Genomic DNA, 26,990 nt, shown 5'->3' with positions numbered 1-26,990 from the left:
ACGTGAGCATCGGCGGCCCCACGCCCGTGACCGCACACGACATCGGCAATGCACTTCGTCTGCTGCGTGAAAACCCGCCGCTGGTCCAGTGCATCACCAACATCGTCGTCGCCCAATGGACGGCCAACGTGCTGCTCGCGGCCGGTGCCGCACCCGCGATGGTCGACAACCCCCGCGAGGCCGGCGGTTTCGCCTCAATCGCCAGCGGGGTGCTCATCAACCTCGGAACACCCTACGACGACACCGCCCTCGCGATGCTCAAAGCCGTGAAATCCGCCGGCGCGGCTGGAGTGCCCTGGGTCCTCGACCCGGTCGCGGTCGGCCCGCTCGCCTGGCGCACCGAGCTCGCTCACCACCTGCTCGACACTTCTCCCCCACACATCATCCGCGGCAACGCCTCCGAGATCCTCGCCCTGGCCGGCGGGGCTGGAGGGCGCGGAGTCGACACCACCGACACGGCGGAGTCCGCCGTCGACGCGGCCGACTCGCTCGCCAGAGAATACAGCTGCGTCGTGGCCGTGAGCGGCGAGGTCGATCAGCTCACCGACGGTGTTCGACGGGTACGCATTCACAACGGGCATCCATTGATGACGCAGGTCACCGGGGTCGGCTGCGCCCTCGGAGCACTCATGGCCGGCTTCAGCGGGGTTGTCGATGAGGCGCTGCTCGCCGCCGCGGCCGCCACTGCCACACTCACCGTGGCGGCCGACCTCGCGGCCGCCCACTGCCGTGGAACCGGCAGCTTCGCGGTAGGCCTGCTCGACGAGCTCACCGTTCTCACCCCCGAACGCCTCGAAGAACTGACGCGCCTGTCGTGAGCAGTGCCGAGGCCACTGTGTTGCGGTCCACCGTGCTGCGGCCGCTGGACCTCTCGGTCTACCTCGTCACCGACACCCGCCTCTGCGGTGCGTTCGGCGTCGCTGCCACCGTCGCGGCCGCCATCGGTGCAGGGGCGACCACTGTGCAATTGCGCGACCCCGATGCAACCGACGCCGAACTCGTCACCCTCGGCCGGTCGCTCGTGACGCTTCTGACCGGCACGGCGATCCCGCTGCTGGTCAACGACCGGGTGCACCTCGTCGAACCCATCGGCGCCCAGGGGGCCCACATCGGGCAGTCAGATCTCCCCGTCATCGAGGCCCGGCAGCTGCTCGGCCCCCACGCGTTGCTCGGCCTCTCGGCCCAGACACTCGACCACGTCATGGATGCCCGGTCCACACCTCCGCGCACCATCGACTATCTCGGCGTCGGCCCGGTCTGGCATCAGACCACAAAGCCGAACGCTGCCCCTCCCTGCGGCCTCGACGGGTTTGCTGCCATCGCCGAGATGAGCCCCTGGCCGTGTGTCGCGATCGGCGGTATCGACACCGAACGCATCCCTTCACTCCGCTCGGCCGGTGCCGCAGGTGTGGCGGTTGTGAGCGCCATCTGTGGCCAGCCCGACGTCGCCCGGGCAACCGGACTCGTCAGCGCGGCGTGGCACTCGTCAGAACATTGAGCCGTCAGAACACTGAGCCATCAGAACACTGAGCAGTCAGAATCGTGAGCACTCAGAATCGAGAGCACTCAGAACACTGAGCCGAGAACAGATCCGTGCACAGATCCGTACACCGCCGGCACGCTCGCGACGAACCCGACAACGACGAGCAGTACGGTGTCGCCGCGAGTCCAGTAGGCCGGCTCGGCCCAGGTTCGTGCGTGGCTGGATGTTTCGAGGGTGGGTGTTTCGAGGCGGGAGAAGCCCCGGGCATCCATCGCCACGGCCATGCGACCGGCCTTGCGCACCGATTGCACGAGAAGAGCGAAGGTCAGCGAGCCGAATTGCGAGGCACGGCTGAGCGGCGATCGACCCGCGCTCAACCCGCGCACCCTCCGCACTCGTTGCAACTGCTGCCATTGCTCGGTGAGCGTAGAGAACTGCTGCAGTGCGGCGGTCGCAGCAATGACGGGCCGCGCGGGCAGGTGCAGCAGCTGCCCGAGATGATCACCGAGCGACGACGGCTCGATGTACCCCGCCAACAGCACGCCGGGCAGTACGAAGAACGCGATTCGAAGCCCCGCCGTGACCCCGGCCAACAGGCTCTGGTCGGGGCTGAGCAGCCAGGTGGAGAACGCGACCGACGCGGCCGCAAGCAGCCCCGGGGCAAGCCTCCGCAGCCGGATCGAACGCAGATCGAGCACCAACGGTGCCACCGCGAGCAGCACTATGACGCCGACGATCGCCTGCCCGATACTCGTGATGAACAGCGACCCGAGCAGCAGAAGCAGCCCCCCAGCCAGCAGCGACAGCGGCCCACAGCGCCGCGCGAATCCGAAAGAAAACCCGGCTCGCTCGGCTCGAGTGCCAGGCCCGCGGGTCGTCCCTGTCGGTGATTTCTCGGTCGGTGATTTCTCTGTCGGGAATGTCCCTGTCGGGAATGTCCCTGTCGGGAATGTCTCTGTCGGAGACGTCTCAGTCGGAGACGTCTCAGTCGGAGACGTCTCAGTCGGAGTTGTCTCAGTCGGAGTTGTCTCAGTCGGAGTTGTCTCAGTCGGAGACATCTCTGTCGGAAACGTCTCTGTCGGAGTTGGCCCGAAACGCGACATGCGCCCCACCACGCGACCGCTCTCGAGCCGGACGACCCGGTCGGCAAGCTGCACGAGCAGCGGGTCGTGCGTCGCAACGACGACCGCCACCCCTGCTTCCCGCGCAGCGACGACCACCCCCGCAACCGCAGACCAGGTGTGGCGGTCGAGCCCGACTGTCGGTTCGTCGAGCACCAGCAGCGCCGGCCCATGCGCGACGGCACCGGCCAGTGCCACCCGCCGCAGCTCCCCGCCCGAAAGGTGGTGGGGATCTTCTGCCGCCAGCTCGGTCAGGCCGAGCACGTCGAGCAGGGCATCCACTCTGTGCTCGGCTTCGCGGATGTCATGCCCGAGAAGGACGCTCGTGTTCAGTACATCGTCTCGCACCGTGCGGGCCACAATCGCCAGCTCGGCGTTCTGCGGCACCCAGCCCACGCGCTCGGCGAGGCGTCGCGAGCTCCATCGGCCAGGGTGCTGCTCCGCTGTGCCAGTTCCCGCTGTGCCAGTTCCCGCAGGGCGTTTTCCGGCAGGGCGCCTTTCTGCAGGGCCCTCAACTCCACCCCCCACCCACACGACGACGCCGGAGCTCGGGTTCGACAACCCGGCGAGCAGGGCGGTGAACGTCGACTTTCCGGCCCCGCTGGGCCCAACGATGGCTGTGATCTCACCAGCGACGATGTCTGCGGAGACGTCGGCGAGTATCGGCACGGCGGCTCCGCGTGTCGTGCCCCGCTGGCCGAACGACGTTGCGCGCTGAAGAGTGACGCCAACCTTCCGAGCACTCACGACCGGATCGCCGAATTGGTTGGCCCGCTTGGCCTGCTGTACCGGCCCATGCCGACACAGTGCTGCAGACACCTGCTGGGGCACTGGGGGTGCCGAACCCGGTACCCAGACACCAGCTCGAGCCAGCGCGTCTCGACGCGCGACCAGGGTAACCGAAGCCTCACCATCGGCGACGATTTCACCCCCTTCGCCGAGCACCACCAGGCGCGTGATCCGGGGCAACCACTCGGCGAGCTGGTGCTCCACCACAATGAGCGTCGCACCGGATGCTGCAGCCGTCGCCCACACGGCCTCCCTCACCGCCGCAGCCGAAGCCGGGTCGAGCATCGAGGTCGGCTCGTCGAGCAGCACCAGCCGCGGGCCCATGACCAACACCCCGGCGAGGGCGAGGCGTTGGGCCTCCCCTCCCGACAACTGGCTCGACGAATGGTTCGTTCCGTAGGGAAACGACACTGCGTCGAGCGTCTGCGCAATGCGCGCACCCATCCGCGCGCGGTCGACGCCCAGGTTCTCCAGGCCGAAGGCCGTATCCCTGCCCACGGTCTCTGCCACGAGCGCGTCGACCGGATCCTGGAGCAACAGTCCGACGCTCACTGAGCTGGCCGCAGCGGCCTCGTCGATCCCGGCAGGGTGACCAGCGGTGGCATCACCGTCGACCAACACCAGACCCGAAAGCTCGCCGGACTCCGTCGTTCCCAGAACACCCGCGAGGGCGCGGAGAAGTGTGCTCTTGCCGGAGCCGCTCGGCCCCGTGATGAGCACACGTTCTCCTGCCCTCACTCGCAGATCGAGGCCCCGCAGAATGGGTTCGGTACGGCCGAAAGGTCGCCAGGTGAGTCCCCGAACGTCGAGGTCTGCTCCGCGTGGGTACCGGGCATCCGGAGCGCAGTGCGCGGGGCCAGTCGAATCAGCTTCCACAACTCCTCGCCCCCATCATCTGGCAGCAGAAGTCAATCTGAAGACTCAGGTCACTTTCCAACGCGTGCTTCGCGCACTTCTGCGCCTGCGGGGAATGCGTTCAACGCGCCCGAGCGCGCCAGAGCCCGCACGAGCAACCACCCGCCGATCCCGGCGATGACCGCGCCAGACACCATTCCGCTGGCGAGGTACACGAAACGCCAGGTCCACGAGAAGCCGGGAACGTAGGCCCACCACTCGTAGACGACGATCTCGAGCACGGCTGAGAGCACACCGCCGGCCATGGCGACCGGAAGGCCGAAGCGCCGCCACAGCAGCAAACCGAACACGATCTCGACACCGAGGCCCTGCAGCGCGCCCGAAGCCAGCACGGCGATACCCCATTGGTTCCCCAGCAACATCTCGACGTTGGCAGCAATCAGTTCGGTGAGCAGTGCGGCCCCCGGGCGACGGATGACCAGCGCACCCACCACGGCGGGAAGCAGCCACACCCCCAACGCGAGCTCGCCAAGCGGAGGGAAGCCCGCTGACGCAAGGCCCACCACAGGGTAGACGAAAGTGTCGAAGCCCCAGAAGATCACACCGAACGCCACGGCGATCATCGCCGCGGTGATGAGGTCGATTCCCCGCCAGGCCGTCAGTCGGCCCGATGCCGTGAAGCTGGTCTTCTCGCGCGAAGGTGTTGCAATTGTGCGTGCCGGAGTGGTTCCCGACGCGGTCTTGTCTGTTGTCATTCTTGTTCCTGTCCCGTTGAATCCGATGGATACCACGGGGAAGATGCGCAGAAACCCCTCCAGATTCGCACGAATGCCACGGCCAGCCGCGGACACTCATTCACTCTGGGGGAATCACCAAGCACTCTTGAGATTCCCGACTCCCTTCGCCGGTACTAACCGGAGCAGGTTCGAGGGTCTGCGGCGAACCGCACTCTCAGCGCACTGACGTGCGCTCCCCTGTCGTTTGTTCACCTCAGAGTACACCTCTGACCGGACTGCCGGAGGAGATCAGCACATCCCAACGCATTCTTCCCCAGACGGGCCAAGGTCCTCCGAAAGTCCGCACCCGGCACGCGTTATCCCGAAACCACGGCACGGGCTTGCTGCGCAACGGGAGCCGCCCGCGCCAGGATTTCGACAATCTTGCCCCGGCAACCCCCGCAGCCGGTACCCGCGCGAGTGGCCTTGCCGATGCATTCGGTGGTGGAGTGCCCCGCCGCGATCGCATCGGTGATGTGCAAGGTGGTCACGCCGTTGCACCAGCACACCGTGGCATCGGGTGCGAAGGCGTCGGACGTCTCTGGCGCACCGGCGTCGCTCGCATCGAGGCGAAGTAACGCAGACCTGTCGGTCGGCAGCTCACCTCCCCGTTCGAACAGGAACGTCAACTCGGCTCCTGCACGCGCAGAACCGACTGCGACGAACCCGGTGAGCACATCATCCCTGGTGACCAGCTTGAGGTAGCTTCCTCTCCCGGGGTCAGCCCACTGGGTGACCTCCAGGGGCGATTCTCCGGCTGCCACCGATTGGGCCGACTGCTCAGCCCACAGCTCGGTCGTCACGTCGCCGCCAGACACCACGTCGACACCTTCGGCCTTGAGCATGACAACGCTGGCGCGTTCGGTGGGTGCGCGTTCGAAGGGCGCGCGTTCGAAGGCTGAGGGTTCCAGGTGCGCCGTGCGTGACAACCCCGATCCTGACGCCGTACCCGAAGATACGTCAGATACGTCGCTGATTCGCATTTCAGGCACAGCCGCTTCGGCCGCGAGCTGCCCGGCAAGCCAGTCAGCCTGCCGCCATCCCGGTCCGATCAGGCCGGAGGGAGCGCCATCCACCCGGCCGTCTGCTCGTTCCGAGCCTCGTGCCGCAACCTGGGCGCAATCCCCGATTGCGTAGATGTCTGGGTCAGACCACGACCGAAGTTCCTCATCGACGACGATGCCCGCCGACACCGCGAGGTCGGCTGCGGTTGCGAGCTCGGTGCGGGCCGTGACCCCGCACGACAACACGAGCAGGTCACCGTCGATCTGTCGCCCGTCGGCACACACCAGCGCGTCGAAGTGTTGGCGACCCCGATCATCTGTATGGAAGACAAGACCCTCCGCTCGCGCGTGCGACGCCATCGTGACTCCGGCAGCGCGTGCTGCTTTCGCCAACATGCGCCCTCCCGTAGCGTCGAGGTTCCGGGCCATCGGGCCATCGGAGTGGTAGACCACCACGACGTCGGCGCCTTGCTCGGCCAGCCCCAACGCGAGTTCCATACCCAGAACGCCTGCGCCCAGTACGACCACTCTCGCGCGGGAATCGACGGCTTCTCGCACCACTGCTTCTCGCACCACTGCTTCTCGCACCACTGCTGCTCGCACGACAGCTCCTCGCACGACAGCCGCATCAGCCAGATCGCGCAGCACGACAACTCCGGCGGGCAGGGGTGCCGCGCCCTCATCGAGATTCGCTGCGACCGCCGCACGGGCGAGTCTCGATCGTTTCGAGCGCTCGAGGCCGTCAAGAGTCGGCACGTTCGCCCGCGCGCCCGTGGCGAAGACGAGCCGGTCGTAGGGTACGAACACTCCAGAATCGAGTCGGACCACCTGCCGAATTCGATCAATGCCCACGACAGCCTGGCCGAGCAGAAAGTGAACGCCCGCCACTCGCGCGGCAGCCGTATCGGTGATGTCGAGCCGCTCCCGCGATGCTCGACCGATCGCGTAGTCAGCCAGCAGCACACGGTTGTAGGCCTCGTGTGTCTCGGCCCCCACCACGGTCACGTCGGTGATGCCCGACTCAACAGAGGCCACCATCCCCTCCACGAAGCGTGCCCCGACCGGTCCATACCCGATGAGAAGGATGCGCATTGCCCGCTCCCCCAGCGCCCGCTCCCCCAGCGCCCGCTCCCCCAGCGCCCGCTCGCCGATTGCCTGCTCGCCGATTGCCCGCTCCCCGATTGCCCGCTCCCCTGCTGGTCGCTCCCGATCAGACATGAACAGCCTCCACAACTGTGCGATCCCCATCTGAGTGCTCCGCCAGTGATCCCACCGCGGGGGTACGAACAGCGGGCACAGGCACAGGCACAGGCACAACTGTTACCGTCGTGCGCTTGAATTCCGGCATTCCCGAAATGGGGTCCACGATGCGCTCGGTCAGAAGATTGGCGCACTGCTCGTTCGCGAAATGAAACGGCAAGAATACGGTGTCGTGACGGATGCCCGTGGTCACGTCGGCCCGAACGACAACCACGCCGCGAGCATTTCCCACCTGAACGAGCTGCCGGTGCGTGATACCCAGCCGCGATGCAGTGGCCGGGTGGATCTGAACCAGTGCCTCTGGCCGGGATTCCAGCAGCTCCGGTACACGACGGGTCTGCGTGCCCGACTGGTAATGCTCCAGCAGACGCCCCGTGATGAGTGTGAGCGTGCCAGGCCTGTGACCGGCGGATGGCTGGCTGGCGGCTGCCCTGCTGGCGGCTGCAGTGCTCGCGGCTGCAGTGCCCGTCGGCGCGGAGGGAACTGAAGACGCAGCACCCATCTGTGCCCGCCTCACGGAGACAGCCACCAGATGTGCCTTGCCGTCAGCGTGCGCAAACCGGTCGAGAAAAAGTCGTGGCGTACCTGTCGACCCCACGGGGAACGGCCAGTATGCCCCCCGCGTGCTTGCCGGATGCGCAGCATCCAGCAGCCCAGCATCCAGGAGCCCAGCATCCAGGAGCTCAGCATCCAGCAGCTCAGCATCCAGCAGCTCGTGACTCAACCCGGAGTAGTCCGCCAGCCCGCCCGCCGAAGCCCTTGCCAGTTCATCGAAGACCTCGGTCGGCGAGCTGCTGAACGTCGAGGGAGCATTCAACCGCTGGGCCAGCTCGTGCATGATCCACAGCTCGCTCCGCACGCCAGGCGGAGGTTCGACGGCCTTTCTCCGCCGCAGCACCCGGCCTTCGAGCGAGGTCATCGTTCCCTCCTCCTCTGCCCATTGCGTGACAGGCAGCACAACATCGGCGAGGCTCGCCGTCTCAGAGAAGAAGAAGTCGCACACCACGAGCAGGTCGAGCGCCTCAAGCCCGCGCCGAACTTCGGTGACGTCGGGAGCCGAGACCACGACGTTCGATCCGTGCACAAGAAGGCATCGCACCTTGCCGGGCTGCCCGAGTTCAGCGAGCAACTCCACCGCCGGAACACCCGGGCCGGGAATGATGGCGGGGTCGACGCCCCAGACGCGCGCAACATGGGCACGTGCATCCGGATCGGTGATCTTGCGGTAGCCGGGCAGCTGGTCGCACTTCTGGCCGTGCTCGCGCCCGCCCTGGCCGTTTCCCTGCCCCGTCATGGTGCCGTACCCCGAGCGACCGGTGCCGGGCAGGCCAAGCACGAGCGCCAGATTGATGGCAGCTGTTGCCGTGTCGGTACCGTCGACGTGCTGTTCGACACCGCGCCCGGTCAGAATGTAGCTGCCATGCCCGTTTGCCAGGCGACGGGCCACCTCTCGCAGCTGTGCCACGGGCACGCCGGTGTGGGCCTGCACGCGCTCGGGCCACCAGGCGTTGGTGCTCACGCGAACCGCGTCGAACCCGGACGTTCGAGCTTCGAGATAGCTCGTGTCTGTGAGCCCCTCAGCAATGACGATGTGCGTCAGTCCGAGGAGAAGCGCGAGGTCGGTGCCCGCTGCCGGCTGTAGGTGTACTCCTCCGCCTTCTTCGGTCAGGCGAGCAGTCGCAGAGCGTCGCGGGTCGACCACGATGAGCCCGCCTGCCTCACGCGCACCGACGAGGTGGGCAATGAACGGGGGCATCGTTTCGGCGACGTTCGAACCCAGAATCAGCACTGTGTTCGCGGTGTCGAGGTCTTCGACCGGGAACGGAAGGCCTCTGTCGATGCCGAACGCCCTATTGCCGGCGGCCGCAGCAGACGACATGCAGAACCGGCCGTTGTAGTCGATTCGCGAGGTGCCGAGCGCAAGCCGGGCGAACTTGCCGAGCTGGTACGCCTTTTCGTTTGTGAGGCCTCCCCCGCCGAAGACGCCCACAGAGTCAGCCCCGAAACGCGCCCGGCTGTCACGCAGGCAGTCGGCAACACGATCGAGGGCCTCAGCCCAGCTGGCCTCGGCGAAGGTTCCGTCGGACTGTTTGACGAGTGGATGCACGATCCTCTCGGCCGCGTTCAGGAGTTCAGCTGCCGTCCAGCCCTTCTTGCACAGGCCGCCTCGATTGGTCGGGAAGTCACGCCCACTGATCGTCACCGGCACCGGACTCGTGCTCGTGCTCGTGCTCGTGCTCGTGCTCGTGCCAGACTGCGGGTTGCCTTTCGAGAAATCAGGAGAACCCCCGGCACCGCCTGCCAGCGACATGGCGCACTGCAGAGCGCAGTACGGGCAGTGACTGGCGGTGCCGGGAGTCATCGGGTTCTCTTTCGACGTGGTTCAGGAGCAGGTCAGGATACAGAATCCGCTCATATACGGGTTCCTTTGCGCTTTCCGAGGTAGAACACCGCGGTGACCGCGATCATCAGAGCGTAGGCCATCACGAACCATCCGAGTCCGTTCGTGTAGGTGCCGAAGGAGGTCTTCGAGAGGCTCAGCAACTGCGGAATGATGAATCCGCCGTAGGCGCCGACCGCCGAGATGAGGCCGAGGGCGGCCGCGGTCTTGCGCTGGGTCGAGATGTCTCCAGCGTTGTTGTGTGCATCGATTGTTCCGGCTCCCATGGCGAAGACCGTCGGAATCATGCGGTAGGTCGAGCCGTTGCCCACTCCGCTGGCCGCGAAGAGCACGAGAAAACTCGCGAGAAAGAGCCAGAAGTTGCCCAGCGGCAGTGTTGCGATCACGATGAGTGCTCCGATACCCATCACGACGAACGATGCTGTGGTGATGATCGCTCCGCCGAAGCGGTCAGCCAGCCGACCTCCGAATGGCCTGGCCAACGAACCGACCAGGGCGCCCAGGAAGGCGAGAGAGATGCTCGCGCTGCCGACGGCGAAGGTGGAGAACGACGGGAAGGTGTCGGCGATCAGCTTCGGGAAGACGCTCGCGAAACCGATGAACGAGCCGAAGGTTCCGATGTAGAGCAGGGCGAGAATCCACATGTGCGGTTCTTTGACAGCGGCGATGGATGCACTGAAGTCGGCCTTTGCGCTCGACAGGTTGTCCATCCGCTTGTAGGCGCCGAAAACGGCGACGAGAATCAGGGGCACCCAGATCCATCCAGCCAGCGGAAGGTTGAGTGTTGCTGCAGCACCGATCGTGATGGCGATAGGAACCACGAACTGCGCGACAGATGCGCCGAGGTTGCCGCCGGCAGCATTCAGGCCGAGCGCCCAGCCCTTCTTTCTCTGCGGGTAGAAATAGGTGATGTTGGCCATCGAGCTGGCGAAGTTGCCTCCGCCGAGGCCCGCGAGAGCGGCGACAAAGAGCATCACTCCGAACGGCGTGGCGGGGTTGCTCACGCAGATCGCCAGGCCGATGCTCGGGATCAGCAGCAGTGCTGCCGAGATCATCGTCCAGTTGCGCCCGCCGAACTTCGGCACCATGAAGGTGTACGGGAATCGGAGCGTGGCCCCGACCAGGCTGGGAATCGAGATGAGCCAGAAGATCTGGCCCGTGTCGAATGTGAATCCGGTTTTCGGCAACGACACCACGACGATGCTCCAGAGCTGCCAGATGACGAAGCCGAGAAACTCGGCGAAGATCGACCAGCGCAGGTTTCGGGCGGCGATATCTTTGCCGCCGTCGGCCCACTGGGTGCTGTCTTCGGGATCCCAACCGTCGATCGTCCGACCCGGGCGAAAGGTGAGGCCGGTGGGAACGTGCCCCGGAGGCTGCGCGCCGGGTGATGCGCCCGGTGAGGCTGGAGCGGTGCTTTCTGGAGCGGTGGTGACTGGTGCAGACATCGATATCTCCTGGTGATTGGCAGAGCTACGGCAAGGAAATTGCGTGGATGTGGGGAGGGAGCTGAGCCCGTCGAGTCAGGTTCGGGCGGATGAATTCAGCACTGATGCCGTGCTGTCTCACACAGCGCTGTCTCACACAGCGCTGTCTCACACAGCGCTTTCTCACACAGCGCTGTCTCATGCAGCGCTGTCTCATGCAGCGCTGTCTCACACAGCGCGGTTTCATAGAGGTCGCACACGATCTCGACGAGTTCATGAGGTGGGTCTTCGTCGTCCCTGAGCAGCGGAGCAGTGGTTGCATCGGCTCCGGCCTCGGCCGCGAGCGTGGCAAAGTACCCGGGGGCGAGAAGGTAGCTGGCCGCGACTATACGTTTGCCAGGGTAGGTGGCACGCTCGGCGGCGATCGCTTCGACTGCCCGCGGCAGAGAGGCAGAGAGAAAACACACGGTGACGGGCATCCGCAGTTCGACCGAGAGCAATCTCCCCATCTCGTGACAGTCGTCGACCGCAGACGCGTCGCTCGAACCAGCAGCGATCAGCATCACTCGGTCGCTCGCATGAAGGCCTCCTGCAGACAGGCCCACGTCAGACAGGCCGATCTCAGACAGGCGTCTGGCCAGAACCGAGGCCAGCCGCCGGTCGGGCCCGAGTGCTCCGCTAGTGACGACCTCGTGACTGGCAGCTTTGGCGGCTTCGGCAAGATCGACGTGCACGTGGTAGCCGGCGGACAGCAACAACGGTACGACTGCCGCAGAACTCGAGCTAGCGAGGGAAGCGACTGCGGCAGGCACGTCGGGCTGCTGCACATCGACGAAGGCATCCACGACGGTCAACTCGGGCCGCGCCTCACGAACGGCCTGCACAAGATCGGCGATCGCCCTCTGGCCTTTTCCATCGCTCGTTCCGTGCGACGCTGCCACCAGCACGGGGCGCCGCGCAACCTCGACCACCCCGTTCGTGATTCGAACACGCCAGGTGTGAAGGCGGAGCGAGGGCGACGTGAAGCAGCGACCACTCTGCAGGTCGAACACGTCTTTGTGAAGCGGCGAAGCGATCGTCGGCCGGTCTCCCCTGGAGCCGACGATTCCCCGCGACATGACGAATGCGCCGGTGGCCGGGTCGGCATTCGAGACGGCGAACACCCGGTCATCCGGCAGTCTGAACAGGGCGATCTGTTCAGTGCTGGTGTGACCACTGCTGACGAGGGCCGCCTCGCCCCACAGCGGTTCGAGGTCGCTCAGAGCACAGACGGGAAACCATTGCGACTCCAGCTGCGATATCGCCTGAGCTACCAACGGCGTGGCTCGCTGTGAGGGAGTAGAACGAAACCCACGTTCCTCGGTGCCGGATGCTGCACTGCTCGTGATCGTCATGCCCGCCCCTCTCGTGGTGATGGCTGTGTTCGTCGATTCGTTCGATCGAGGTGCTTCGCTCGATGACCACACGCTATTTCGCCAACGTTTCAACCGACCACCCCGACAGAGTCGGCGGCGTAACAAAGACCTCACACGCTCCAAACCTGCACGAGAGACGCCGGTCACAAGACGTTACGGCAGCGCAACAGGGCGGAAACCACGTGGACATAGCGTGGGCACCATCAGTTCGAACGATCGTCACCAACGATCCTCACCAACGGTCGACACGAACGATCGACACGGAAGGCCCACTCATGCAGCAGCGCGACACCGCGGAACTGTCTCGCCCCACCCGGCATGTCGTCGTCGTCGGTGGGGGGCCTGCAGCCCACCGGTTCACTGAATCGCTGGCTTCCCGCCTCACGTCTGGTGGTGACGAGCTGCGCGTCACGGTCTTCGGCGACGAACCCCATCTGCCCTACGACCGTGTGTCACTCTCGAAACGACTCGACGGTGAGCTCGATCTGACCCTCGGCGACAGCGCGTTGTGGACGACGCCGGGCGTCGTCCATCGTGCGGGAATTCGCGTCACGGCGATCGACGCCGCCCGGCACGTTGTCACTCTGGATTCGGGTGAGGACGTCGCCTACGACGAACTTGTGCTTGCAACCGGATCATCAGCGACGGTGCCCCCGATCGAGAACGCACACGCCGGTCGCGTCTACCGCACGCTCGAAGACGTCGACGGAATCGTCGCAGAAGTCGCTGCCCTCTCGGCGAAGAAGGGCCGACCCGCCTCTGTGGTCGTCGTCGGCGGCGGCCTGCTCGGGCTCGAAGCCGCCGGCGGATTTCACCGGCTCGGAGCACGGTCGGCCATCGTGCACTCTGGCCGATGGCTCATGTCGGCCCAGCTCGACGAGGGTGCAGGCCAGGCGCTTGGGCGCATCATCCATGGCCAGGGCATCACCCTGAACCTCGGCGTTCGCCCGACGGGCATCATTCTGGCTCCGTCTGGTGCTGTGCTGGGGGTCTCGTTGACCGACGGCCGGCAGATCGACGCCGACATCGTCGTCTTCTCCATCGGCATCACCCCGCGCGACGAACTGGCTGAAGCCGCAGGAATCGATATCGGCCCTCGCGGTGGTGTGGCCATCTCCCACAGTTGCCAAAGCTCGATACCCCACATCTGGGCGATCGGCGAGGTCGCAAGCGTGAACGGTTCGTGCGTCGGTCTGGTCGCGCCGGCGAATGCCATGGCCGAGGTGGTCGCAGACCGGATCTGGGGTGGCGACGCCGTGTTCCCCGGCATCGACGATGCCACCAAGCTGAAGCTCTCGGGGGTGGAGGTCGCGAGCTTCGGCGATGCCCTCGGCACCACAGAGCACTCGCTCGAGGTGGTCTACGCAGACCCAGCCCGCGGCCTGTACCAGAAGATCGTGGTCAGCGACGATGCGAAGACCCTCCTCGGGGGCATCTTCGTCGGCGATGCGAGCCCGTACACGAGCCTGCGCCCGCTACTCGGTCGCGAACTGCCGGCAGAGCCCGGCGCGTACCTCTCCGCCGCGCTCTCAACTGGTGGCGCAGAACTCCCCGGTGGCGCAGACCTGCCAGACGACGTACAACTGTGCTCCTGCAACAACGTCTCGGTCGGGCACGTTCGCTCGGCTATTCGTGGCGACAGGGCTGGTGAGAGCGCCGGCGAAGGTTCACCGGTATCGCTCGCCTGCACCGACCTCGGCGAACTGAAGGCCTGTACGCGCGCCGGCACCCAGTGCGGTTCGTGTGTTCCGCTAGTGAAGAAGATCCTCGAATCCGAGCTCACCAAAGCCGGGCTCGACGTCTCGAGAGCCCTCTGCGAGCACATCAGCCTCAGCCGCAGCGAGCTCTTCGAATCCGTTCGCATTCTCGGCTTGAATTCCGCCGAGGAGATCATGAAGCGCTTCGGCCACGGCCTGGGCTGCGATGTCTGCAAGCCCGTGATCGCCTCGATCCTCGCAACGCAGACCTCCGGCTACATTCTCGACAACGGTGCCGGCCACCTGCAGGACACGAATGACCGAGCCCTCGCGAACATGCAGAAAGACGGTACCTATTCGGTCGTGCCGCGCATCCCCGGTGGGGAGATCACCCCGGCAAAGCTCAAGGTCATTGCCGAGGTCGCTGCGCAGTACGACCTCTATACCAAGATCACCGGCGGGCAGCGAATCGACATGTTCGGCGCCCGGCTCGAACAGTTGCCCGAAATCTGGAAGATCCTCGTCGACGCGGGCTTCGAATCGGGCCAGGCCTACGGAAAGTCACTGCGCACGGTGAAGTCCTGTGTGGGCTCCACCTGGTGCCGCTATGGGGTTCAGGATGCTGTGGCCATGGCCGTACACCTGGAACTGCGGTATCGCGGCCTTCGGTCGCCTCACAAATTCAAACTCGGAGTATCGGGTTGCGCGCGTGAATGTGCCGAGGCCAGGGGCAAGGACATCGGGATCATCGCCAGTGAGAACGGTTGGAACCTCTACGTCGGCGGCAACGGCGGCTACCAACCGGCCCATGCCCAGCTCCTCGCGCAGGATCTCGATGACGAGACGCTCATCAGGTACATCGACCGCTACATCATGTACTACGTGCGTACTGCGGAACGGCTGCAGCGCACCGCCCGATGGCAGGAGGAGTTGCCCGGTGGGCTCGACCACGTACGCGAGGTCGTCTGCGAGGATTCCCTCGGCATCGCCGCCGACCTCGAAGCCGCGATGGCACTTCACGTCGGCAACTACGAAGACGAATGGGCGGCCACTCTCAAGGACCCGGAGCGCCTGAAGCGGTTTCGGTCGTTCGTCAACGCCCCCGACACCGCTGACCCTGGCATCGTCAAGGTGAGCGAACGTGGCCAGAACCGGCCGGCTTTCGCTGAAGAAAGGGTCGGGGCGGGTGCTGGTTCCGAAACTGTGCACACCAACACTTTGCTGCTCGCCGGCACGACGATTCCTGTCAGATCCGAGTCTCTGGCAGCCAGCACTGCACCGACAACCGCAGGGAGCGCACTCTGATGTCCACCCAGCCCTCTCACCCCGAATCCGCACCCCGGCCAGCCTGGCGCCCGACCGCATCGAAGCCCATCCTGTCACCAGCACCCGCCTCGCCCCTCAGCGTCTCTCTGAGTCTGCTGGGCCGACGGGTGGTCGTCGTCGGAGATGCATTGGGCACACGCCGGGTGCGGGCCCGCTACCGGGCAGCCGGCGCACACGTGGAGCTCGTCACAGCCGGCCAGGCACGCGTTCTCCTCGCCGCTGGTGCTGCTGACTCAGCCCTGCATACCTCAGCCCAGCATGCCTCTGCTCTGCCTGCCTCTGGTCTGCCTGCCTCAAACCAGCCTGCCTCAACCCCGCGCAACAAGCTGCACGACAATCTCCCCGACCTGCTGGTCTGGGTCGACGGCCGCGAATCCCAGCGCGCCGACCTCGCGGCAGCCGCATCGCGACAGCGCGTCTGGATGACCACCGAGCCGTCTGCGCCAACCCTGCCTAGGGGCCACGTCACCCTGATCGGCGGCGGCCCCGGCGAGACCGAGCTGATGACCGTCGCTGGCCGCACCGCCCTCGCCGAGGCCGATGTCGTGCTCTATGACCGGCTCGCCCCCACCGAGACCCTCCAGCAGTGGGCGCCGGGAGCCGAACTGATCGATGTCGGCAAGTTGCCCGGCCACCACGCGGTCCCGCAGCGCGAAATCGAAGCCATCATGGTCGACCGGGCGCTGCAGGGCCTTCACGTCGTTCGCCTGAAGGGCGGCGACCCCTTCGTCTTCGGTCGCGGCGGCGAAGAGGTTCTCGCCTGCCGCATCGCCGGAGTACCCGTCACCGTCGTTCCCGGGGTCACCAGCGCCATCTCCGTCCCGGCGGCCGCAGGCATACCGGTAACTCACCGCAACGTCACCCGGGCGTTCACCGTCATCTCGGGTCACGCCCCGTACAGCGAGGATGAACTCCACCACCTTGCGGGCCTGGGCGGGACCATCGTCGTGCTCATGGGCGTCGGCACCCTTGTGCAGCTGGTCAGCGGCCTGCAACGACACGGCATGACCGCGACCATGCCACTTGCCATCGTCGAGCAGGGGTACAGCATCCACCAGCGCACCACCGTGAGCAGTGTCGGTGAAGTGACCGGGATGCTCGGCACCCTCGCCCTGCGATCTCCAGCCGTCATCGTCATCGGCGAGGTCGTTCGAGTAGCCTCAGATGACGCGGCCAGTACGGGTCAGACCAACACCCAAGAAACTGAAGAGATCATCCGAGCGGTGGCGCAGCTCGCCACCTGACACCAACCACCTGACACCGGACACCGGCCACCAGACCCAGAAGCCAGACCAGACCCGACCCGACAGACCAGACCCGAGAGACCAGAGGCCCCGGATGATCGACGCCACTTCCTCGGGCGACCAGGTTTCACCGGGGTTCCGCGCCGACCAGCTTGAAGGGTTCCGCATCGGCGTTACGAGCGATCGGCGCTCCGAAGACCTCATCGCCGCCTTCGAGCGACGGGGGGCCGATGTCACCCACGCCCCCACGATCCGCATGACCGGGGTCAGCGACGACAGCGTTCTCGAGGCGGAGACCCGAGCGATCATCCAGTACCGGCCCGACGTTCTGCTGGCGACGACCTCCTACGGAATCAGGCGCTGGTTCGAGTCTGCCGACGCGGCAGGTCTCGGCGACGAGCTCAGCGAGACTCTCGCCCACTCCCGCATCCTCGTTCGTGGCCCGAAGGCGCGCGGCGCAATCCGGGCCGCCGGGCTCGACGACGACGGCATGAGCGAACGCGAAACGACAACCTCGCTCGTCGATCTCGTTCTCCGCGGCGGAGTCGAGGGCACAACGGTCGCCGTTCAGCTTCACGGTTTCACCGACCCCGTGCAGCTCACCCGTCTCGAAACCGCGGGTGCACGTGTACTCACCGCCGCCCCCTACCGCTGGACCCAGCACGAAGATTCCGCGCGCGTCCTCCGCCTGATCGACGCGATCTGCACCTCGTCGATCGATGCAGTGACCTTCACCAGCGCTCCCGCAGTCGAAGCCTTGTTCACAACCGCCGATGCAGCAGGGCGACTGGATGAACTGCAGGCCGCCTTCCGCGAATCTGTCGTCGCAGCTGCCGTCGGACCTGTCACAGCCGCGCCCCTCGTCGAAGCGGGAATACTCCCGATCGTTCCCGACCGTTTTCGCATGGGGGCGCTCATCAGGCTGCTCTGCGAACACCTCGAAGAGACTCAGATCACCCGAATCGACACCGACTTCGGCGAAGTCGAGCTTCGCGGCCGCATTACCACCCTCGGCGGTGTCAAAGCCTCTTTGACGCCCGTGTCGCTCGCCCTCTTTCGCACACTCCTCGAAGCGAACGGGGCAACGGTCTCCCGCAGTGCCCTCGCCCAGGCCGCCCCAGAATCCCTCGACGACCACGGCGTCGACGTCGCCCTCAGCCGCCTCCGCCAGAGTCTCCCCGACGCCCGCGTCATCGCCACCGTCATCAAGCGCGGCTACCGAATTGCCACACCCGTCTAGCTGCCCCACCACGTCAGCCCGATGACACTTTGCCACTCCACCGCCCGGAAGCACGGAAGCAGTGCCGCACCACAGCGCCACGAATCAGCTCAGGCGACAGGTACCGGAAACTCGCGGATTTCTCCTGCGGCCTCAGGATGTGAGGCACACAGCGCCTCGACGTCCCCGAGTTCGACGTCAAGTGGCACGACTCCTGGCCACTCGGTGCTGCCACCCAGAAACCAACCTTTGCCCCCGCGCACGCGTGCAGTGTGGAACGTGCCGCCCGGAATGAAGAACTGCACATGCTCGCCACCCAGAACGTCGGGCCCGATGACCTGCCATTCGCTCCTGCCGTCGGCGTGAAGCAGCAGCAACTCCAGCGCCTCACCCTGGTAATAGTGATAGAGCTGGTCGTTCATGATCCGGTGAAGCTGCACAGGCGCCCCAGGCGTCACCAGAAAGTACAAGGCGCTGCCGACAGTTCGCTCGGCCTCAAACGGCGACGTCAGCACCCCCGCCTCCACCGCCAGCTCACTCACATACGTCACCCGAACGAACCCACATGTCTTGTTCGGCTCGAGCTGCAGGGCTGCGATGATCTCCTCTGCGCTGGCTTTCGATTGCATCCGGTCCCCTCGATCTAGTTGAACACTCCCTGAACTGCTACTGATCGAGTTCTTCGATCTACTCCGCATTTGTTCTGTAGCCCAAGTTCCCCAGTAGTTTATGGCTCTCAGCTCGATCAAGCGGTAAGAGAGGATGTCTTCCGTTGGTTCCGAAATTTCCTGACCAAATGCCCCTCGAGGTGTTGAGTGCGCCACCCGAGAATCGATCCGCGACGTCTCCCTCGCCGTCGCAGGCTCATGCAGATCTCCGCAAATCGGGGCCGGATGTTCGTCTCCTGGTGCAGGGTCGGGGTGTTTGTGTCCAGTCGATCTCGGGCGGCGGGATGATGTGCGGTGCGCCGGCGCGCATGACGAGTTTCCATCGGCTCTTATGCACGTTCGAGTGATGAAAATGACACAGCAGCACCCCGTTGTCGGTGTCTGTTCGGCCGGGTAAGTATCCCTTGTCACGCCAGTCGAGAACATGATGGGTTTCACACCACGACGGCGGTCTCCCGCAGCCCGGCCACACACACCCGCCGTCCCGGGCCGCGAGGGCCCGGTTCTGCGCCGCCGTGAACAGCCGTTTCGTCTTCCCGTGCTGCAACACCCGCCCCTCACGCATCAGCGTCGAAAGGACCTCCCCGTGACACAGCAGCTGCTCAACACTCGTCACCGGCACGGGCTGGTCAACACCGTCAACCCAGCCCACACCCCGACCCTCGACGATGTCTTCGAGGGTGACGTGCACGTTGACCGTCGGACGCGCCCCACACAACACCGGCATGTCGGGTAACCCCGCGACCCGGTCGATGTACGCCGTGAACCCGTCAGCCAACAACTGCTCACGCGTGCGGGTGTCAGCCAACACCGGGCTGACCTCCTCCTCGCCGTCATCGTCGGCGAAGAAGCGTGGGCCGCTACCGTTTCTGCTGCGGACACCATCACCGCTGGGCATCGAAGAACCATCCTCGACCTCGCCGCCGCCCGAACCCTCAGAAGCACCAGAAGCACCAGAAGCACCAGAACCATCAGGAGCATCAGGAGTATCAGGAGTATCAGGAGTATCAGGAGTATCAGGAGCACCAGGAGTATCAGGAGCATCAGGAGCATCAGGAGTATCAGGAGCATCACCAGAATGAGAGCCATCACTGGCGCCCGGGGCCTCGCCGTTGTCTGCGAATCGGGGAAGTCTGGGGCTGAGGATGGTTTGGGCGATGGCCTGCCACTTCGCACCCTGCACCGCCGTCAACAGACCGCCGACCTTGAAACTCCCGTCAGCCTGCTGCCGTAGCCACAACCCGCGCTTGTCCTCCAACTCCTTCGCGGTCGGTTCGGCACCATCAGGATCCAGATGCCCCTGCCACTGCGCCACCATGATCGCGACCTGATCCGCCGACAACGAAAGCCCCACATCGGTCGTCGGATCAGCGGCGAGCACCACCATCCGCTCACACTCATGAAGATCCGCCCCGAACCCCACCCGCCTCGCCGACTCGCCCAGCATCCGGGTGATCACCTGCGCACTATCCACCCCGAGCCGGCCCTCCCGAAGAGCCTCCTGTACGGAAGGGAAGTTGCTCTCGTTCACCAGACCCACCACCGACATCGACGACCTAACCGCCGTACCGAGTCGCACCCGGCCTGCCGCGGTCTTCTTCGACACCCCCGTCAAGCCGGAGATCAGCGACACGACATCTGCGCAGCCGTGCTTCACGGTCAACCGGTCATCACCGTGCTCATGCTTGGATCGTTCGGCAAGCTCCCCGGCCGCCTCGACAACGATCCCCTCCGCACATCGCAGCAAGGCCTCACCAGCCACCGCCCAGGCGAGGAGTTCCTCGTCGGCAAGCCCGCAGGGCGCGGCAGCCCCAAACCCACCAGACACCATCACCGCCTCCACCGCCGCACGCAGCGCAGAAGCCCGAGGGTCATCCAAGCCCTCAGGCGATGACCCGGGCAACCCGGCAGCTGGTGTGTTCATACCCCCATCCAAACACCAGCCACTGACAATCCCTCACCAAATCAGGGCCGCCGCGAACATCAGTGGAGAACTACTTCCACACCCCAATGTGGAGGACAAGTCGCAAGAGCAGCCGCCCTACAAGGCATCCGCGAAGTTGCCGCCGGGCCGCGAGGATGAGCAGATCAACCCGCATTCCGTAACGCCATGACCGCGCCGGGCTCAGCGCCGCAGCGCAGCCCGGCCAAACCAACCCAGACCTATCCCCCGCTCGCTTTCCCCACGAATTCTTCCTCCCCCGCGAGTATCTCGATAAAATTTCGGCATGCCAAGTCCACACCCGCTCGGCGACTACCTGAGAGCCCGGCGCGAACTGCTGCAACCTGCCGACGTCGCGCTGCCCGAAGGCGCTGGAATTCGCCGGGTGCCCGGACTCCGACGCTCCGAAGTGGCGGCAATCGCAGGGATCAGCACCGAGTACTACGTGAAATTGGAGCAGGGCCAGGAAGCCCACCCCACCGATCAGGTACTCAATTCGCTTTCACGGGCTCTCCAGCTGGACGCCACCGCGAACTCCTACCTTCACGCTCTCGCTCACCTCCCCCAGAAGCCGATCCGTCCCACCTCCACGCCGGCCGTCGAGCGCACCCGGTGGCTCATCGATTCGTGGCCGATGACGGCAGCAATGATCCTCGACCGCCATTTCGATATTGTGGCAACTAACCCACTCATGACTGCCCTGATCGCTGGCTATCGCACCGGGCGCAACTCCGTCGCAGTATTGCTGCTCGATGCCGACGTCCGTGAGCTTCACCTGGACTGGAACGGCCTGAGCATGCGCTCAATCGCCCTATTGCGATCTCGCGCAGGCATGTATCCCGACGATGCTCGGACCCAGGAACTCATCAAGCAACTGATGCGCGAGAGCGAACGGTTCAGGGAACTCTGGCACCGGTACGACATCGCGGGGATGACCGAAGGCACCCATCCGATCATGCATCCCGCGGTGGGCGCTCTTTCGCTCCAGTATGCTCACTTGCCTCTGGTCGGCGCTGACGATCACTCGATCTTCTTGTACTTCGCCGAGCCGGGCACTCCCACTGAGAGCGCCCTCGCCGCTTTGGCAATAGGGAGGTAGTGCCAGTACTAGGCACGACTGGGGCAGGTTCGCTCACACCGCTACTCCTATTGTGAGGCACATGGATCTGGGACTCTCTGGCAAGAACGCCATTGTCACTGGCGCAAGCAAGGGCATCGGCCTCGCGATCACGCAGGCGCTGGTCGCCGAGGGGGCCAGAGTCGTCGCCGGTGCGCGCTCATCGACGCCAGAACTCGAGGCGCTGGTCGCCACGGGCGAGGTGTTGTTCGAGAGCGTCGACCTCTCGGTCCCGGATGCTCCTGCCCGACTCGTCGCGCGATCGGCCGAGCTCGGCGGGCTCGACGTCCTGGTGAACAACGTCGGCGCAGTCGCCTTCCGCTTCGATGGCTTCCTGTCCATCAGCGACGAACAGTGGCTCGACACCCTCAACCTCAGTTTCCTGGCCGCCGTGCGTACCACTCGTGCCGCCATTCCCTTGCTGATCGAACGAGGCGGCGGAAACGTCGTGACGATCGGATCGGTCAACGCCTTCCTGCCCGATCCGCCTGTGGTCGACTACTCCGCCGCAAAAGCCGCGGTCTGGAACCTGTCGAAGGCCCTCTCCAAGGAATTCGGCCCGCAGAACATTCGCTTCAACACCATCAGCCCTGGGCCAGTCGCGACGCAGCTCTGGCTCGGCGACAACGGCGTCGCGGCGACGGCCGCCAGAACGATGGGTGTCGACTTCGACACCGCACGTGACAGGGTCGTCGCGAGCCAGGGCGGCTTCTCGACAGGACGGTTCACGGAGCCAGGCGAGGTTGCCGATCTCGCTCTCATTCTCGCGAGCAGTCGCGCCGGAAACGTCACTGGAGCTGATTTCCTCATAGACGGCGGCCTCATCAAAACTCTCTGATCGTCCGAAAGCACAAGCATCGGCCCCCAACACAACCCAAGGAGCTCACATGGCCACGCACGTTGTCTTCATCCACGGACTCTGGATCCACGCCACCGCCTGGCGGCCATGGCAGGACCTTTTCGAAGAGCAGGGCTACACGACCTCGGCGCCAGGATGGCCCGGAGACCTTGACACGGTGGCCGCCACCCGGGCGACGCCAGATGGTCTCAACAACCAGGGCATCGCAGAGATCTGCCACCACTATGCCGATCTCATCGCGCAGTTCGACGAGAAGCCCGTCGTTGTCGGCCACTCCTTCGGTGGCCTGATCGCTCAAGAGCTGCTCGCGAACGACCTTGTGTCGGCAGCTGTCGCGATCGATCCGGCTCCGATCAAGGGCGTGAAAGTCTTGCCTTTCACGCAGCTGAAGTCGGGCTTCCCCGTGCTTGGCAACCCCGCCAACAGGTCTCGGACCGTCGCCCTCACCGTCAAGCAGTTCAAGTACGCCTTCGGCAACGTGCTCACCGAGGAAGAATCGGATGCCCTGCACGATGCATGGACGATCCCGGGACCCGGCCGGCCCCTCTTCGAGGATGCGACCGCGAACTTCGTCCGCAACTCGCCCGCCGCAGTCAATACGCACACCGCAGTGCGCGGGCCGCTGTTGCTCACCTCTGGCACAGAGGACCACACCGTTCCCCAGGCCGTCACCGTTGCCGTCGCGAAGCTCTACGCCGACAACACGTCATCGGTGACGGAGTACCACGAGTACGAAGGCAAAGGCCACTCTCTCACCCTCGACGCTGGCTGGAAGGAGGTCGCCGACGACGTGCTCGCGTGGTTGGCGAAGCACGGGTTCTAGAGTTCCTGCGAATTCCCGGCGCCCGTACACAGTCTCCGACTCCGAGCCGCGCCGCAGATCGGGCCAACTGAGCCTGCTGCGACAGATCGAGACTGCCCCACCGGGCTCGAATCGGCGTCACGGACGCAATTCCGAAACCGGCACCGGCACTCGGCCTGGCACGGGCACCCGGCTTGCCACTTGTACCCGGCTTGCCACTGGCACCCGGCTTGCCACTGGCACCCGGCTTGCCACTGGCACCCGGCTTGCCACTGGCAGCCGGCTTGCCACTGGCACCCGGCTTGCCACTGGCACCCGGCTTGCCACTGGCACTGTGGCGCCCCGCGAAAACAAGAAAAGGCCCGGCCAGAGGCCGGACCTTTTCTCTCTTTTGTTGCGGGGACAGGATTTGAACCTGCGACCTCTGGGTTATGAGCCCAGCGAGCTACCGAACTGCTCCACCCCGCGGCACAAGATGTAACACTACCACAGGGTTCACGAGCAGTCGACCGCGGGGCCGATTCGAATGCCCGACGAGAGCGACGACAGCACGAGAACCGGTGCCAGAACGGGCGCCAGAATCGGCCAGGAGACCGGCTCCGGCAGCCCGCTCCGTTCGCCTACTGCCCGCTGGCAGCGATGGCCGCGGCAACGGCGGTCTTGAGCTGCGCGTCAGCGACGCCGTACGCTGCCCAGTCGGCTGCCTTGAGCGCAGCATCCCTCGCCGTCAATGCCGCCTGCGCCTCGTTCAGCGCCTGCTGGAGAGCCGCGTTGTTGGTTGTCGACGGCGTAGTCGTGCCGGAGCCCGGTGACGTTCCAGTGCCCGCGCCTGTGCTCGTAGACGGTGTGCCGCCGTCGCCGGCGGTCGCCCCTGAGTCTCCTCCGAAGAGGTCGTCGAGTGCCGCATTCAGCGTGTCTTCGAAGGCGATCTTGTCGCCGAAGCCGACCAGGATCTTCTGCAACAGCGGGTAACTCGTCTCACCCCGGGACTTGACATAGACCGGTTGCACATAGAGCAAGCCACCACCCACCGGGAGCGTCAGCAGGTTTCCACTGATCACGTCGGTCGAGCCCTGTTTGAGCAGGTTGAGCGCCTGCGAGACGGTCGGGTTCGAGCTGAACTTGTTCTGCTGCTGCCCTGGGCCCGGAACGGTACCGGCCTTGGGCAACGTCAACAGCCGGAGCTTGCCGAAGTCGGCAGACTTCTGCCCTGCCGTCGCCCCGGCGTTGGAATCGACCGCAAGATACCCGTTGAGGCTCTTGGACGTGTCTTCTCCGGTCAGCGGGATGAAGGTTGTGTACAGCGAGTACTGCGGCTCGGTCTGGCCGGGCATCTGCAGGGTCAGGTAGTACGGCGGTTGCAGGGTGGGGCTGGCCGCGAGAGACGTCGGGTCGTTCGGGGTCGTCCACGCGTCTTCACGCGAGTAGAACGAACCGGCATCGGTGACGTGGTACTGGCCGAGAATCGCGCGCTGAACCTTGAAGAGGTCGGCCGGGTACCGCACGTGGCTCATGAGCTGCGAGCCCATCTCGCTCATCGGCTTCACCGTGGCGGGGAAGATCTTCTCCCACGTCTGCAACATGGGGTCGGTGTCATCCCAGGCATAGAGCGTGACCTTGCCGGTGTAGGCATCGACCGTGGCCTTCACCGAGTTGCGGATGTAGTTGATGTTGTTGTCGACCGCGTACCCGAGCTTGGGAGTGTTCGTGTCGGCAATGGCCGCACTCAGCCCCTCGGTCTTGGAGTACGGGTAGTTCGACGAGGTGGTGTAGCCGTCGACGATCCAGACCACCTTGCCGTCAACGACCGAGGCATAGGGATCAGAGTCGATCGTCAGGTACGGCGCTACCTTCGACACACGGGTCGCCGGGTCGCGGTCGTACAAAATCTGCGAGTTGGCGTTGACCGCCTCCGACAGGAAGATCTGCTCCGACTGGAACTTCAGCGCATACGCCAGGCGGTTGAAGACGTTGTCGAGCTTGGGCCCGCCGTCGCCCGTGAACGTGCTGTACGCCTGCGACGCGCTGTCCGTTCCCGACGGGTAGTCGAGTTCGACCGCCGAAGCCCCCTGGGCCGCACCGACAATCGAGTAATCGGGTGAGGTCTCACCGAAGTAGATACGCGGCTCATAGTCGCCCAGCACCCCAGTGCTCGGGATGCCCGACTCAGCGAAGACGGGCTGGCCGTCGGCCGAGCGCTGGTTGCCGTAGGCGGCCACAACTCCGTACCCGTGGGTGTACACGACGGTCTGGTTGTACCAGCTCGCCGAAGTGCCGAGCTGCGTGAGGTTCAGGTCACGAACGGTGGTGACCGTGTCCTGGCTCTTGCCGTCGATGGTGTACCGGTCGACGTTGAGGTCGGTCGGGAACTGGTAGTACTGCCGGAACTGCTGCAGCGCCGCAAACGTTCCACTCACGATGGCTGGGTCGAGAATCCGGATGCTCGAGGTGGTCGCCGCGTCGGCCCGAAGCGCCCCTGCCTCAGCCGTCGTCTTCGCGTCATACGGAATCGTCTCGACATCGGAGACCCCGTAGGCATCCCGAGTCGCGTTGATGTTCTCTTGCAGGTAGGGCTGCTCGAGGCTCTTCTCAGACGGGTCGACCTGGAAGCGCTGGACGACCCACGGGTAGAGCGAGCCGAGGATGAGACCGCTGATGATGAGCAGCACCGTGCCGATGACCGGCAGCCGCCACCGGCCGATGAAGGCGGCGATCAGGAACAGGATCGCGACGATGACAGCGATGCCGGAGAGGATCTGAAGGCCGGGGATCGTGGCATTGACGTCGGAGTAGGAGGCACCTGTCAGGAGACCGCCGCTGCTGGTGAGGGTCGCATACTGGTCGAGCCAGATGCTGACGGCCTGCAGCAGCAGGTAGATACCGGCGGTGATCGCCACCTGGACGCGGGCGGTCTTGGAGATGCGTACCTCCCGCTGGCCGAACCTGATGGCGCCGTAGAGGTAACTCGTCGAGACCGCTGCTATTCCTGAAAGGATCACGACCGCCGACGCGAACCCGACGACGCTCTGCCAGAACGGCAGGTCGTAGACGTAGAACGAGACGTCGAGCCCGAACTGCGGATCGGTCTTGCCGAATGACGTTTTGTTCAGGTACATCAGCACAACCTGCCAGCGCGTGGCCGTGGCCACACCGGCGAACAGACCGAGAAGAGCCGGGATGCCGAACGCAGCCAGGCGGCGCAACGGCTCGACAACCTGCTGGTACCGGTCGAGCTGCGAGTTCAGCTTCGCGTAGACGGGCCGGAAACGAAACGCGATCTCGATGCTGGCGAACACAGGGATGGCCATGGCGAAGAAGCCGATGAAGAACATCACTGTTCCTGCCAACCACTGGGTGGTGAGCACGCTGACAAAACCGAGCTGGTTGAACCACAGCACTTCGGTATAGAGGTTCGTGAACACAAAGAAGGCGATGGCGAGAACCGCGATCACGGCGATCGCGACCGCGACCACTGTTCGCGACCTACGCGCGGGCTTCTGGCCGGAGTTCTGGGCGGTGGAGGAAGTCACGGTGTGCCTCTTGTGTTAGCTGTGTGTGTTGTTGTGAGCTGCATGTAGCTCAGCT

At 65.1% G+C, this 26,990-nt stretch carries 17 protein-coding genes, 1 tRNA gene and 1 riboswitch; of the genes, 8 read left to right on the top strand and 10 right to left on the bottom strand.

Going from position 1 to position 26,990, the window contains the following annotated elements; translation table 11 throughout:
- Positions 1–2: 2 nt before the first annotated feature.
- The gene (gene thiM, locus JOE66_RS07125; protein ID WP_307827098.1) at positions 3–818 is read left to right on the top strand and encodes a hydroxyethylthiazole kinase; all 816 of its coding nucleotides are present in this window, start codon (positions 3–5) and stop codon (positions 816–818) included.
- A complete protein-coding gene (gene thiE / locus JOE66_RS07120) occupies positions 815–1,498 on the top strand; it encodes a thiamine phosphate synthase (RefSeq protein ID WP_307827097.1) in 684 nt (227 codons plus the stop codon). Before thiM ends, thiE begins: the two co-directional genes overlap by 4 nt.
- Before the next feature lie 68 nt (positions 1,499–1,566).
- On the opposite strand, the gene JOE66_RS07115 is transcribed toward thiE, so the two are convergent.
- The 6 genes from JOE66_RS07115 to nirD form a co-directional block, all read right to left on the bottom strand.
- Positions 1,567–4,269, bottom strand: coding sequence for an ATP-binding cassette domain-containing protein (locus JOE66_RS07115; protein ID WP_205108031.1), 2,703 nt, complete (start codon positions 4,267–4,269; stop codon positions 1,567–1,569).
- Positions 4,270–4,319: 50 nt separating this feature from the next.
- Positions 4,320–5,003, bottom strand: coding sequence for an ECF transporter S component (locus JOE66_RS07110; RefSeq protein WP_205108029.1), 684 nt, complete (start codon positions 5,001–5,003; stop codon positions 4,320–4,322).
- A 124-nt stretch (positions 5,004–5,127) separates the two neighbouring features.
- Positions 5,128–5,234, bottom strand: a riboswitch (TPP riboswitch).
- Positions 5,235–5,341: 107 nt separating this feature from the next.
- A complete protein-coding gene (locus tag JOE66_RS07105) occupies positions 5,342–7,246 on the bottom strand; it encodes an FAD-dependent oxidoreductase (protein WP_205108027.1) in 1,905 nt (634 codons plus the stop codon).
- Positions 7,239–9,650, bottom strand: a complete 2,412-nt coding sequence (locus JOE66_RS07100) for a molybdopterin oxidoreductase family protein (protein WP_205108024.1) — start codon at positions 9,648–9,650, stop codon at positions 7,239–7,241. The genes JOE66_RS07105 and JOE66_RS07100 overlap by 8 nt, the downstream gene beginning before the upstream one ends.
- Positions 9,651–9,700: 50 nt before the next feature.
- Complete coding sequence (locus tag JOE66_RS07095) at positions 9,701–11,137, bottom strand: MFS transporter (protein ID WP_205108022.1); 1,437 nt, start codon at positions 11,135–11,137, stop codon at positions 9,701–9,703.
- A gap of 95 nt (positions 11,138–11,232) precedes the next feature.
- Positions 11,233–12,510, bottom strand: a complete 1,278-nt coding sequence (gene nirD / locus JOE66_RS17620; protein WP_307827095.1) for a nitrite reductase small subunit NirD — start codon at positions 12,508–12,510, stop codon at positions 11,233–11,235.
- Positions 12,511–12,806: 296 nt separating this feature from the next.
- Between nirD and nirB the strand changes: the two genes are divergently transcribed.
- The 3 genes from nirB to JOE66_RS07070 all read left to right on the top strand — a co-directional run bounded on the left by nirB (position 12,807) and on the right by JOE66_RS07070 (position 18,038).
- Complete coding sequence (gene nirB, locus JOE66_RS07080) at positions 12,807–15,533, top strand: nitrite reductase large subunit NirB (protein ID WP_205108020.1); 2,727 nt, start codon at positions 12,807–12,809, stop codon at positions 15,531–15,533.
- Positions 15,533–16,798, top strand: coding sequence for a uroporphyrinogen-III C-methyltransferase (cobA, locus tag JOE66_RS17615; RefSeq protein ID WP_205108018.1), 1,266 nt, complete (start codon positions 15,533–15,535; stop codon positions 16,796–16,798). Before nirB ends, cobA begins: the two co-directional genes overlap by 1 nt.
- A 94-nt stretch (positions 16,799–16,892) precedes the next feature.
- Positions 16,893–18,038, top strand: a complete 1,146-nt coding sequence (locus JOE66_RS07070) for a uroporphyrinogen-III synthase (RefSeq protein WP_205108016.1) — start codon at positions 16,893–16,895, stop codon at positions 18,036–18,038.
- An 89-nt stretch (positions 18,039–18,127) separates the two neighbouring features.
- Here JOE66_RS07070 and JOE66_RS07065 read toward each other — a convergent pair whose 3' ends face one another.
- Together JOE66_RS07065 and JOE66_RS07060 are read right to left on the bottom strand one after the other, a co-directional pair.
- Positions 18,128–18,646, bottom strand: a complete 519-nt coding sequence (locus tag JOE66_RS07065) for a cupin domain-containing protein (protein ID WP_205108014.1) — start codon at positions 18,644–18,646, stop codon at positions 18,128–18,130.
- Positions 18,647–18,881: 235 nt separating this feature from the next.
- A complete protein-coding gene (locus JOE66_RS07060) occupies positions 18,882–20,609 on the bottom strand; it encodes an HNH endonuclease signature motif containing protein (RefSeq protein ID WP_205108012.1) in 1,728 nt (575 codons plus the stop codon).
- A gap of 304 nt (positions 20,610–20,913) precedes the next feature.
- Here JOE66_RS07060 and JOE66_RS07055 point away from each other — a divergent pair, with 304 nt between their 5' ends.
- The 3 genes from JOE66_RS07055 (at position 20,914) to JOE66_RS07045 (ending at position 23,426) form a co-directional block, all read left to right on the top strand.
- Positions 20,914–21,726 carry a helix-turn-helix domain-containing protein gene (locus tag JOE66_RS07055; RefSeq protein WP_205108010.1) on the top strand — a complete coding sequence of 271 codons (813 nt, stop codon included), beginning with the start codon at positions 20,914–20,916 and terminating at the stop codon, positions 21,724–21,726.
- 61 nt (positions 21,727–21,787) lie between these two features.
- Positions 21,788–22,582, top strand: coding sequence for an SDR family NAD(P)-dependent oxidoreductase (locus tag JOE66_RS07050; protein ID WP_205108008.1), 795 nt, complete (start codon positions 21,788–21,790; stop codon positions 22,580–22,582).
- A 49-nt stretch (positions 22,583–22,631) separates the two neighbouring features.
- Entirely contained in the window at positions 22,632–23,426 is a 795-nt protein-coding gene (locus tag JOE66_RS07045) for an alpha/beta hydrolase (RefSeq protein WP_205108006.1), read from the top strand.
- Between the two features lie 373 nt (positions 23,427–23,799).
- On the opposite strand, the gene JOE66_RS07035 is transcribed toward JOE66_RS07045, so the two are convergent.
- Both JOE66_RS07035 and JOE66_RS07030 read right to left on the bottom strand, forming a co-directional pair.
- A tRNA-Met gene (locus JOE66_RS07035) sits at positions 23,800–23,873 on the bottom strand.
- A 152-nt stretch (positions 23,874–24,025) separates the two neighbouring features.
- Complete coding sequence (locus tag JOE66_RS07030) at positions 24,026–26,935, bottom strand: UPF0182 family membrane protein (protein WP_205108004.1); 2,910 nt, start codon at positions 26,933–26,935, stop codon at positions 24,026–24,028.
- Positions 26,936–26,990 lie beyond the last annotated feature (55 nt).

It is taken from the genome of Subtercola frigoramans, assembly GCF_016907385.1.
Lineage (GTDB): Bacteria > Actinomycetota > Actinomycetes > Actinomycetales > Microbacteriaceae > Subtercola > Subtercola frigoramans.
Note: the sequence above shows the minus strand (reverse complement) of the source record. Positions and strands in the feature narration are given on the sequence as shown.